This window comes from Westiellopsis prolifica IICB1, from assembly GCF_004323185.1.
GTDB lineage: Bacteria > Cyanobacteriota > Cyanobacteriia > Cyanobacteriales > Nostocaceae > Pelatocladus > Pelatocladus prolificus_A.
In genome coordinates this window covers 1,872,796-1,884,375 of sequence record NZ_NAPS01000002.1, presented here as the reverse complement: position 1 = coordinate 1,884,375, position 11,580 = coordinate 1,872,796, and the positions used below count along the sequence as shown (strand labels likewise).

Annotated in this window: 6 protein-coding genes and 3 pseudogenes; 8 read left to right on the top strand and 1 reads right to left on the bottom strand. The window is 42.4% G+C overall.

What is annotated here, in order from left to right:
* Positions 1–377: 377 nt before the first annotated feature.
* On the bottom strand, positions 378–773 hold the full coding sequence (locus B4U84_RS22455) for a hypothetical protein (protein ID WP_131120613.1): 396 nt from the start codon (positions 771–773) through the stop codon (positions 378–380).
* A gap of 613 nt (positions 774–1,386) precedes the next feature.
* On the opposite strand from B4U84_RS22455, the gene B4U84_RS22450 reads away from it, so the two are divergent.
* The 8 genes and pseudogenes from B4U84_RS22450 to B4U84_RS22420 all read left to right on the top strand — a co-directional run bounded on the left by B4U84_RS22450 (position 1,387) and on the right by B4U84_RS22420 (position 11,456).
* Positions 1,387–1,773, top strand: coding sequence for a hypothetical protein (locus B4U84_RS22450; RefSeq protein ID WP_096726370.1), 387 nt, complete (start codon positions 1,387–1,389; stop codon positions 1,771–1,773).
* A gap of 36 nt (positions 1,774–1,809) precedes the next feature.
* Positions 1,810–2,146, top strand: a pseudogene (locus B4U84_RS32160) (IS1634 family transposase); the annotation flags it as partial.
* Between the two features lies 1 nt (position 2,147).
* Positions 2,148–2,442 (top strand): annotated as a pseudogene (locus B4U84_RS32155) (IS1634 family transposase); the annotation flags it as partial.
* A 125-nt stretch (positions 2,443–2,567) separates the two neighbouring features.
* Positions 2,568–3,620: pseudogene (locus tag B4U84_RS22440) on the top strand (IS1634 family transposase); the annotation flags it as partial.
* A 586-nt stretch (positions 3,621–4,206) separates the two neighbouring features.
* Complete coding sequence (locus B4U84_RS22435) at positions 4,207–6,621, top strand: sucrose synthase (protein ID WP_131120612.1); 2,415 nt, start codon at positions 4,207–4,209, stop codon at positions 6,619–6,621.
* A 235-nt stretch (positions 6,622–6,856) separates the two neighbouring features.
* Complete coding sequence (pgmB, locus tag B4U84_RS22430) at positions 6,857–9,868, top strand: beta-phosphoglucomutase (protein WP_131120611.1); 3,012 nt, start codon at positions 6,857–6,859, stop codon at positions 9,866–9,868.
* A 330-nt stretch (positions 9,869–10,198) separates the two neighbouring features.
* Positions 10,199–11,062, top strand: a complete 864-nt coding sequence (locus B4U84_RS22425; protein WP_131120610.1) for a tetratricopeptide repeat protein — start codon at positions 10,199–10,201, stop codon at positions 11,060–11,062.
* A 31-nt stretch (positions 11,063–11,093) separates the two neighbouring features.
* Positions 11,094–11,456 carry a DUF2237 family protein gene (locus B4U84_RS22420; RefSeq protein WP_044450849.1) on the top strand — a complete coding sequence of 121 codons (363 nt, stop codon included), beginning with the start codon at positions 11,094–11,096 and terminating at the stop codon, positions 11,454–11,456.
* Positions 11,457–11,580 lie beyond the last annotated feature (124 nt).

Here is an 11,580-nt window from a genome sequence, read left to right as displayed (position 1 = left end):
ACATTTGGGTTCCTCAACACGACATTTGGGTTCCTCAACACAATCTTTGGGTTCCTCAAAATACAGCGCTTTGTATATAAATGGAGTACACCCCTCCCCAACTTTAAGCGCAAGCAGGGTAGTTTCGCAGATCAAAAAAATTAATTAGTCCCTGGCCACCCAGTGATATTGGGAGCGTCCCAAATGTTTAAAAAACCCGCCTGCGATTTCAATCGCAGTCTCATAGTGAAAGTCTGCTGAAGCAGACTACTTGATTTTATGAAGTTAAATCTCGGCAAGCTAAAAAACAGAAAACCGCTATTTCAGGCTTTGTATGTTTGTTGCTACTCTTCCTTGAAGCAGCGCAAGGCGCGCCTACATTCACACCACGCATGGATTTATCTATCGGAGACATCTACCCGTAACTGTAATCCGTCGTTACCGTTAATATTAGACTGGCCAGGTTCTAAGGTCAGTTCTGAAGTGGTTGTTTGTGATTGTGGTTTCAGAACTCTCCGCAGTTGCACAGGATTATTTATTTCTTGTCGAAGACCTTGATTAGGGACTAGTGCATTTTTCTCAGTATTATTGTCAGTTGTGCCAGCTAAATTTTGTGTTTGATCAAAAAATATTGTAAAGTCATTCTCTGCTGTTCTATTATTAATTCCACTGAGTGAATCACCAGATAAAGTATATTGCTGTTGACTTGAAATGCTTGATTGAGCTTCAACCTTGCTAGGTAAGCTAGTCACCGTTGCGGCAATAACCAAAACAGCAAAAATAGTTTTATTCATTGTGTTTATCCAAACTCTACATGTATTCGTAATGCAGTCGTATTAGATAGTGTTTGATAATAATAGAGGTAATATCTCTGTTTTCCTTTCCTCAAATCCTGCTAGCTAGGCAGTTATGATAGTTTTTATTTCTATTTTAGTACAATATCAATATAAAACCGTATTTCTAAATACTTAATTTAATCAAGTATTATCAGTTATTAAGTAAAAATAGAAACCTTAGCATTGATATTATTAAATGTATAAAAGGTTCAAATAAGTAAATATGTTGGTACAAATGTAGAGACGTGCCATGGCGCGTCTGGAACTCGTTAGGAGCGTCATTTGTCATTTGTAAGCGTTTCAGCGATTTTATATTTCTTAACATAGTTACTGTACGTTCGCTCATTTTTAAAGGGTGAGAGGAATTAATGCCTTACTGTTAAAGGAAACAATACGATTTTGGATATCCTAAAAGCATCACCGTGTAATACATGGAAAAAGGAAAAAAGCCCTTTCCATGTATTACATGGAAGCTATGGCTCATTAACATCTCATCTGTAATACTGAATATTACACTTTAAACTTCACTAATTTGGGGTTAAACTTACGATGTAATACACGGAAGAGGCGAATGTTAAAGCGGGATATTCAAGGGAAGTTCGCCCTGAAAGACGATGATTATCGTCAAGTGCGCTCTTTAAGATTAACGGATGAAACCTGGAAGGCTTTGGGGATCGCTGCCGAATGCTTGGGTATGACTAGAGCTGATTACGTCGAACAGGTGATTAGAAGGAATGCTCATCCAAGTATTACACGGGAAAAAAAGTTGGCACATAAAGCCAAAACTAGTGTTGTTGAAGTTGCGACCATGCCTCTAAAGGTGGCAACACTCGAAAGTTTACGTAACCAAGTAATATTGGAGTTGAAGTTAGGTAAGCAATCACCGGGCTACAAAGCAGCACTCAAAGCCCTCAATCATTTTATTGTGGTACTAAATAGCGAGTATACACAACAGTAGGAATTCGCTGTTTTGTATCAGTAAGCGGGGAAAACAGTGGACATAAGTTCTGAGCGGATTGACGATATTCCCGTCATCGTGGAATGGCTTGTTCAGATGGGGATAGCTAAATGTATTGACCAAAAACTCAAAAATCCACACGGAAACCACAAAGGCATGAGTTATGGTCAATTGAGTGTATTGTTACTGACATATATAATTACTCAATCAGACCATCGGTTGTGTGCAGTGGAATCATGGGTAAAGGCACATCGAAGGATTTTAGAGTTAAGTACAGGGTGGCCAATAGGAGAAAAAGATACCAGTGATGACAGATTGGCAAGGGTAGTCGAAGAGTTAGGTAAGCAAACACAAGCAACGCGGGAAATAGAGGNTCGCGCCTACGAATTACCCACACAAGTGGCACGAACTGATACGACTAGTTTTAGCGTGAATCATCAACAGGGAGATTCCCCAGAAGAAAATATATWACGTTATGGCTATTCCAAGGACAAACGCCCAGATTTGTTGCAATACCGTCAATTATTGGCAACCCTCGACCCAATGGGAATGCCATTAGTCAGTACAACCCTTGAAGGTAATGGAGCTGACGACCCATTATATTTCCCTACTTGGCAAAAAATAGCACAAGTGATTGGACATAAAAAGTTTGTCTTCATCGCTGATTGTAAAGGCACTTCCAAGTAATAAAATGCCCAGCCGTATTAAATATATTTTGGCCAAGCCCAAAGATTTAGGCGCTTTCGCCGTTTAGGCGAAAGCGACGGCTGGGCATTTTATTATTTGGAGATCCCAAAGCTGGGTCGATTGCAACTCGCGCTCAAATCGCAGCTTCTAGGGGTATTTACTGCGTTCCTGTAGCCATGAGTGGGCAACACCCTCAATATCTTCAGCAATGGGTTCTCAACCCACCAGCAGAAATTGTGCCCATTCGTTTACGGCGACAAGATGAAGAAGAACCTGCGGTGGGAAAAGGTTTTGAAGTGGAGTTAGGTAAGTTTTGGTTCAACAAACAAACCAACAAATGGGTGCGTTGGCTAGAACGCTACTTAGTAGTTTACTCCCAAAGCCTTGCCGCATCAATGATACGTGGACAACAGCAACGCATCTTGACTGCTGAAACCGCTCTCCAAAGTTTAGCTAACAAGCCAGGCTCAGATCGGGAGCTACTCACCCATAAAGTAGAAAACATTCTCCAGCGCTATCGTGTCAAAAATTTTTTCTCAACCATGATTACAGAACAGATCACTAAAAAAACTCGTCATCTCGGACGGGGACGACCATCAAAAAACTCGACCACTGAGGAATTGACAGATATTTGTCTTCAACTTCATATCCAGAAGATAGATACTGCAATTCAGGAGGCAGAAACTTTGGCAGGGTGGCGATTGTATGTTACTAATGCCGATAGTAGCCAGATGAGTTTACCACTTGCTGTGATGTATTATCGGGATGAATGGCTTTTAGAGCGAGGTTTTCACCGTTTTAAAAGGGGTTCTTTGCCAGCCCTACCCATTTACTTTCAAAATACTGACCGAATCACTGGCTTAATGTTCTTGTTGAACATAGCTTTGCGTGTATTTACTTTAATGGAGTTTGTAGTACGGCTGGCTCTTGAGCAAACCCAACAATCTTTGGTAGGTCTTTATGACGGTAATCCAAAGCGAAAAACTGCTCGCCCCTCTGCTGAACAGATGCTCAAGGCTTTTTGTAATTTAACTCTTTATTTTTTACCCGATTCTACCATCTTCATTACACCAATTAACGCGCTTCAAAAACAAATTCTTTATTTAATGAAAATGTCTGAATCCCTTTATCACATAGATTCGGTGGTGCGCTCGACATAATTCCTCTTACTCAATTACTTGCATCACTCCTGAAGGAGGATACACAGAATTGAAGTCCCATTTCAATATTAGCACTTTTCGTGTAATACACCAGAAATTGAATTTTGAATATTGCTGCTTTTCCATGTATTACATGGAAAAGCCTGACTTCAGATAACAGTCTCACAATGCATTTCTTTCATCGGTGTAATACACGCAAAGCCGCGATTTCTTTCCCCTGTATTACACGGTGATGCTGATTCAACTTTTTCCATGTATTACATGGTGATGCTTTTAGGATATCCAAAATCGTATTGTTTCCTTTAACAGTAAGGCATTAATTCCTCTCACCCTTTAAAAATGAGCGAACGTACAGTAGTTACGTTTATTTCCGCCTACTTACTTAGTTTTGTTTCTAGCTTTTCTGATCCTGAATCATTATGATTTCAGAAATACTCCTGATGAAGCAATTTTTGGCTATTTACGAACTTGAGACAAATAATGCGCTAACGTTAGAAACATAGATGCAGCTTTTGAAGCCTGCCCCTTGAAATTTGCCGAGAAGAAATAATGAGGTTGTAGGCAAGCTCAATTGCAGGAATTTGCCATGTATGAACTAATTCAAACTGTTTTAAGCAGTGACGAAAAAACGATCCTACGTCAACTAATCTCTGACTTAAGCGCTTCGGGTAAGCGTTACTTCCTGAGAAATGAGATTCTGCACGCTTTTGCTGAGTACTGTCACCAATTCCAAAAGCCTGCCTACTTTTTTCATTCTTCTTCCTTAGGAACACTTATTCACTATACTCATGAAATCATCTTGGAAGGAGATGATATTTGGTTGCTGTTGCGACCTAGGATAGGTAGTCAAGAAGTTTGGCGGTTGTTATCAGCAGATACGAGTAAGTTTGAATTACAAACACCACAAGCATTGTTGGATGTGCGCGATCGCTGTGTCAACCGCTACCAGTCTCAAATTCTTGAAATCAACTTTTATCCTTTTGATAGAAATATTCCATCTATTGATGACCCCAGAAATATTGGTCAAGGTCTAGCATTCCTCAACCGTTATCTATGTAGTCAGGTATTGAGCGATCGCAATTATTGGTTAGATGTATTATTCGACGCCTTACATCGACTCGAATATGATCATAAACAATTACTGATTGGCGATCGCATCAAAACAGGTTTACAACTATACAAACAAATCAAACAAGCCATCAAAATCATCAGTCAACGACCACCTGAAGAACCCTACGAAAAGTTTAGCGAACAACTACAAACCCTCGGCTTAGAACCAGGTTGGGGTAACACCGCGTCGCGAGTACGTGAAACTCTAGAACTATTTGATCGACTTCTTGAAACTCCCCAACCAGCCATTCTCGAAGCTTTTGTTGATCGTGTTCCCGCAGTTTTTCGCGTCGTCCTCGTTTCCATCCACGGTTGGATCACTCAAGACGATGCTGTGGGTAGACCTGAAACTTTGGGTCAAGTCGTCTACGTGCTAGAACAAGCTAGGAGTTTAGAAAATAAACTCCGAGAAGAAATTAAATTAGCTGGACTCGAATCACTAGGTATTCAACCCCAATTAGTTATTCTCACTCGCCTGATTCCCAACTGTGAAGGAACCCAGTGTAACCTCCGTTTAGAAAAAATAGAGGGAACCGAAAACGCTTGGATTTTACGTGTTCCTTTTCGGGAATTCAATCCGCAAGTCACCCAAAACTGGATTTCTAAATATGAGATTTGGCCATATTTAGAAACATTTGCGATTGATGCCGAAAAACAACTTTTAGCTCAACTAGGTGGAAGCCCAGATTTAATTATTGGTAACTACAGTGATGGGAATTTAGTTGCTTTTCTACTAGCACGTAGCTTGAAAGTAACTCAATGCAATATTGCCCATTCTTTAGAAAAACCTAAACATTTATTTAGTAACCTTTACTGGCAAGATCTAGAAGAACAGTATCACTTTTCAGCCCAATTTACTGCCGATCTGATCAGCATGAATGCTGCGGACTTTATTCTGACTTCCTCCTATCAAGAAATTGTTGGTACACCAGATACTCTTGGTCAGTACGAGTCATATAAAATGTTTTCCATGCCTGAACTTTATCATGTAGTTGATGGGATTAATTTGTTAAGCTCCAGATTCAATTTTGTTCCACCAGGAGTAGACGAAAATATCTTTTTTCCCTACAACCAAAAAGACAAGCGTGATCACAATCTAAGTCTAAAGATTAACGATTTACTTTTTAATCGTTCAGATGATCACATATTTGGTCATCTAAATCACCCAAATAAACGACCAATTTGTGCGATCGCTCATATCACCCCAGTCAAGAATCTTTCTGGTTTGGTGGAATGCTTTGGTCAAAGTCAGGAATTGCGAAAACAATGCAACTTAATTCTCGTTACCAATAAGTTACATTTATCTGAAGCTACAAACTCAAAAGAAGCAACAGAACTAGAAAAAATCCACAACTTGATTAATCAGTACAATCTCTATAGTCAAATTCGCTGGGTGGGAATGCGCCTTCCCAAACCAGAACTCGGCGAAATTTACCGAGCAATGGCAGATCGTCAGGGTATTTTTGTCCATTTTGCCAGCTTTGAAGCCTTTGGAAGACCTATCCTTGAAGCAATGAGTTCAGGTTTACCAACATTTGCCACTCAATTTGGTGGTGCAGCAGAACTAATTGATGATGGAGAGTGTAACTTTCATATCAATCCTACAGATATAGAAGGTACTGCAAATAAAATTTTGCAATTTCTGGATCAGTGCAATACAAATCCCGAACACTGGTATGAAATTTCAGAACGGGTCATCCAGCGAGTACATAACAAATACAATTGGCAAATGCATACCAAACAGGTACTGTTACTCGCTAAAATCTACAGATTCTGGGACTTTATCAATAAAGAAAACCGCGAAGCATTACTACGCTACGTGGACACTTTATACCATCTGGTCTTTAAACCCAGATCTGAAAAAATCCTAGAAGAACATATGCAAAGGTAGGGAGCGGGGAGCGGGGAGCGGGGAAAGGGGATCGGGGATTGGGGAAAGGGGGTCGGGGATCGCGGATGAATCAGTTAACAGTGAGCAGTTTAATTTGATAACTGATAACTCATAAGTCCCCCTTCCTTTGTCTCCCTTGTCCCCAATCCCGATCTCAATCCCCGATCTCAATCCCCGATCCCGATCCCCGATCCCCGATCCCCAATCCCCAATCCTCTAAGTAACAATAGCGACAATGGATACAATAGGACGTTATCAGCATCTTACTTACACAGATTGGACTGTTAAGGAAACCGAGTTTGAACCCGATCAGTTTCGCTACCGAGAAACAGTTTTTACTATCGGAAATGGTTATTTGGGAACACGAGGTAGCTTTGAAGAAGGTTATTCTCAAGCCTCACCAGCTACCTTTATCCACGGTGTTTACGATGAAGTTCCGATAGTTTATACCGAACTTGCTAACTGTCCAGACTGGTTGCCATTTACAATTACTATTGATGGCGATCGCTTTCGTTTGGAAAAAGGTGAAATATTAAGTTATGAACGAAAGTTAGACTTGCGCCAAGGTATTCTCAGTCGTAGTGTGCGTTGGCGCAGTCCCAACAATCAAACAATTGACATCCACTTTGAAAGATTCGCCAGCCTTGCGGATGAACATGTTTTGGCGTTGCGTTGTCAACTCACCCCAGTTGATTTTGCTGGAGCGATCGAAATCCAAGCTAGTATTAATGGCTACCCAGAAAATCAGGGTTTCAACCACTGGGAATTATTGGATCAAGGAAAGACAGAAGCAGGGGTATGGTTAAACCTTCGTACTCGCTCCTCCCGTATCCAATTGGGTATAGCTACTGGTATCAAAATCTCAGGTGCAGAGGCTTCGCTGCAAGTCACGAGTCCACCCGGTTATCCTACCTTGCTCGCATCCTTCCTCACTTCCCCAGGACAAACCGTGACGGTAGACAAGTTAGTGACTGTTTTTACTTCAATACATATAGAAAACCCAGTCACCTCTGCGTGTGAAAAACTTGCCCAATTACCCGAATACTCGCTCCTGGTTATAGCCCATACCCAAGCTTGGGAAAAAGTTTGGCAAAAAAGTGACATTGTGATTGAGGGAGATGTTACAGCCCAGTTAGCTGTGCGTTACAACCTCTTTCAATTACTAATCGCTGCTTCACGCCATAATGATCAAGTCAGTATTCCAGCTAAAACACTTTCGGGTTTTGGTTATCGCGGTCATATTTTTTGGGATACAGAAATTTTTATACTTCCTTTATTTATTTATACCCAACCAGAAATAGCCCGGAATCTACTAACTTATCGCTATCATACCTTACCCGGAGCGCGGCGCAAGGCAGTACATTACGGGTATAAAGGGGCAATGTATGCCTGGGAAAGTGCGGATAGTGGCGATGAAGTGACGCCTCGATGGTTGCCTCCTAATGATCCTTACGGTGAAGATATTAGGATTTGGTGTCGCGATCGCGAAATTCATATTAGCACCGATGTGGTCTATGCTGTCTGGTATTATTGGCAAGCTACCAGCGATGACGAATGGATGCGGGACTACGGCGCTGAGATTATTCTCGACACTGCCGTATTCTGGGGTAGTCGGGTAGAATACAACACCAAACACGAACGCTACGAAATTCGGGAAGTAATTGGTGCTGATGAATATCATGAATTCGTCCACAACAACGCCTTTACCAACCGACTGGTACAATGGCATTTAGAAAAAGCACTTTATATATATGACTGGCTACACAAAACTTTTCCCGACAAAGCCACAGAACTAAAAGATAAACTGGAATTACGTGCCGGCAGGCGATCGCGTTGGAGTGATATCATCACCAATATTTGGATTCCCTATGACGAGTCAAGTGGACTGATTGAGCAATTCGAGGGATTTTTCCAATTGCAAGATATCAATCTCGAAGACTACGAACCACGCACCAAATCTATCCAAGCTATCTTAGGTATCGAAGAAGGCAATAAACGGCAGGTACTCAAGCAACCCGATGTGTTGATGCTGCTGTATCTGATGCGACAATCACAGGAAGCTCCTTACAATCCCCAGACTTTGCAAGCTAACTGGGATTATTACGCACCCCGCACCGATATTAGTTATGGTTCCTCCCTCGGCCCAGCAATACACGCCATCCTCGCTTCAGATTTAGGTAAAACAGCACAAGCCTACGAAAGATTTATGCAAGCCGCATTAGTCGATTTAGAAAATGTCCGGGGTAATGCTCCAGATGGAATTCATGGAGCGAGTGCAGGCGGTATTTGGCAAGCAGTGGTTTTAGGTTTTGGCGGTATTCAAATGGGAGACAGCGAACCCATAGCTCATCCCCACCTACCTCCTGGATGGACACGCTTGAAGTTCAAGTTAATGTGGCGTGGTAAATGGCATGAGTTTGATTTGGGGAGCGGGGAACGGGGAGCAGGGAGCGGGGAAATGGGGGACACGGGGGACACGGGGGACAAGGGGGACAAGGGGGACATGGGGGAGAGGGAGACACGGAGACACGGCGATTTACAAGCAACAATCTACAAACAACAACTACCAACAACCATGTCACCAGACATTCGAGGCTTTATCTTTGATCTAGACGGTGTATTAACAGATACAGCAGAATATCATTATCTTGCTTGGCAAAAACTCGCAGATGAGGAAGGATTACCCTTCAATCGTGAGGCTAACGAAGCTTTGCGGGGTGTATCGCGTCGGGAATCACTTCTGCATATAATCGGTGACAGAAAGTATTCGGAAGCACAACTGCAAGAGATGATGGATCGTAAGAATCGTTATTATGTGGAATCGATCCAAAACATCTCACCACAGGATTTATTGCCTGGTGTTGTGACTTTACTTGATGAATTAAAGCAAGCAGGGATTAAGATCGCCCTTGGTTCAGCTAGTAAAAATGCCCAGACTGTAATTGAGAAATTGGGTATTGCTAACCGTATAGATGCGATCGCCGACGGTTATAGTGTCCAACGCCCTAAACCTGCCCCTGATCTATTTTTGTATGCTGCCAATCAGCTAGGACTTGAACCAAGCCAGGTAATAGTTGTAGAAGATGCCGAAGCAGGAATTGAAGCAGCTTTAGCTGGTGGAATGTGGACAATCGGACTCGGTCCAGCTGCACGAGTCGGTGCTGCTCACATTGTCCTACCAAGTTTAGCAGATGTTCATTGGACAGATTTAAATGCCAAGTTGAAGGAGTTGGGGAGCGGGGACTAGGGGATCAGGGATCAGGGATCGGGGATCGGGGACAAGAGGAGCAGGGAGCGGGGACAAGGGAGACAAGGGAGACAAGGAGGACAAGGGGGACTTATCAGTTATCAGTTATCAAATTAAACTGCTCACTGTTAACTGATTCATGCCCAATCCCCTAGTCCTCGATCCCCAATCCCCGATCCCCGTACTCTATGAGAAGCCGCTGACGCGTCTACGCGTAGCGTCTCCTCTGGAGAATCCCCGATCCCCCCTACCCAATTATGCCCCAACGCAATAATATAAAATAGTGCGTGTGTCTGTAGCAGTAGTAACTGTTTGGTTGGGGCAAAAACTATGAGTCAAGCAGCAGAGGCTAAGGCAGATATTCCATTGCTTCTCACAAGAGATAGCAGATACTGGTATCGACAGGGTAAACGGCTCGATGACCAAGAGCAATACGCAGAAGCAGTAGCATGTTATGACAGAGCATTAGAAAATAGCCCTAATGCTTACTGGCTTTGGTACGATAAAGGCTGTGCTTTACGAGAATTGGGTGAGTATGAAACCGCAGTAGCCAGTTTGAAAGAGGCATCGGCACTGCGTCCCAATGATTATTGGGCTTGCTACAATCGAGCTTGCATATTAATAGAAGATTTAGATCAATTTGAAGAAGCGATCGCAACTCTAGATCAAGCTTTAACAATTCGCCCAAATGATTATTGGGCTTATTTTCGGCGTGGAGATGCTAAAAGGCACTTAAAACGCTATGAGGATGCAATTTTTGACTATGATCAAGCTTTATCAGTTCGCCCAAATGATTACTGGGCATGGTTACGTCGTGGAGATGCTTGCAGGCATTTAAAATACTACGAAGAAGCAATTAAGAGTTATGAACAAGCCCAAGCCATAAATTCCCATGATTTTTGGTCTTATTACAAACTAGCAGATACTTTTAGATACACAGAAAATTTTGGATCAGCGCTGAAGAACTATCAAAAAGCCATCGAAATCAAACCCGATGATGAATATGCTTGGTATAACTGTGCGTGTTGTGCAGCTCGGATGGGAGATAATTCACTGGCGATGGAATATTTAGAGTCAGCCCTACTCATAAATTCCAAGTTTCAAGAATTACTAAAGAATGATTCTGATTTGGTTTTAATTCGCGATCGCGGATTATTAGGAGATTTGTTACGCGAAATTAATTGTTTAAACTAAAAAAAAATAAATTGATTAACAAGCTATTGCCATGACACAGGCTAAAAACGTCCTTGGGGAACCCTTAGAGGTTTGTTGTACTTCGCCCATGACAGGCTTTTATCGCGATGGAGTATGCAGTACAGGCGCGGGTGATTTTGGTGTGCATGTGGTATGTGCAGAAGTCACCGAAGAATTCTTGGCATTTACCAAGTCTAGAGGAAATGATTTAAGTACACCTGTTCCTGCGTTTGATTTTCCGGGTTTAAAACCAGGCGATCGCTGGTGTTTATGCGCCTCTCGCTGGAAAGAAGCCCTAGATGCGGGAGTTGCACCACCAGTAGTTTTGTCAGCAACCCATGCATCAGCAGTAGAACATGTTTCCTTAAATGAATTGAAGCAACACGCGCTTTGAGGGAACTGGGGATTGGGGATCGGGGATCGGGGAGCAGGGAGCAGGGAGTAGGGAGTGTGGGGAGACAAGGAGGACAAGGAAGAATTTATTCCAATCCCCAATCCCCAATCCCCAATCCCCGATC